Source organism: Mesorhizobium sp. M6A.T.Cr.TU.014.01.1.1 (genome assembly GCF_004022765.1).
Classification (GTDB): Bacteria; Pseudomonadota; Alphaproteobacteria; order Rhizobiales; family Rhizobiaceae; genus Mesorhizobium; species Mesorhizobium mediterraneum.
The window spans coordinates 1-476 of sequence record NZ_RZPG01000092.1; the positions used below are offsets into that span (position 1 = coordinate 1).

The 476-nt window shown below is 65.5% G+C and carries 1 protein-coding gene; it reads left to right on the top strand.

The features are described from left to right. Positions 1 to 457 (top strand): aminotransferase class III-fold pyridoxal phosphate-dependent enzyme (locus tag EN885_RS33095; RefSeq protein WP_128335263.1); only part of this gene is annotated, 457 nt, incomplete at its 5' end. Positions 458 to 476 lie beyond the last annotated feature (19 nt).

A 476-nucleotide genomic window follows, 5' to 3' on the forward strand; every position in this document is an offset into this window, starting at 1 on the left:
GGTCACCACCAAGGACACATTGGCGACCTTCCGCAACGCTTTCCGTTACTTCAACACCTTTGGCGGCAATCCGGTTTCCTGCGCGGTGGCCAATGCCGTCCTCGACGTCATCGAGCAGGAAGATCTCGTCGCCAACGCACGTGACGTCGGCGCCTATGCGCTCGGTCTGCTGCGCCCGCTGGCCGAGCGCCATGAATGCATCGGCGAGGTCAGGGGCGCCGGCCTGTTCTTCGGCGCCGAACTGGTTCACGACCGCGAGACGCGCGAGCCGGCGCCCGACATTGCCGAGCAGGTCGCCAACCGCATGCGCCACCGCGGTGTGCTCATGGGCAAGACCGGGATCCACGGCAATGTGCTGAAGATCCGCCCGCCCATGCCGTTCTCGCGCGACAATGCCGACGTCCTGATCGGCGCCCTCGACGAGGTGCTGGGTGAAGTCGGCGGAGTGAAGGCGTGAACGCTGTTTCCACGCAATC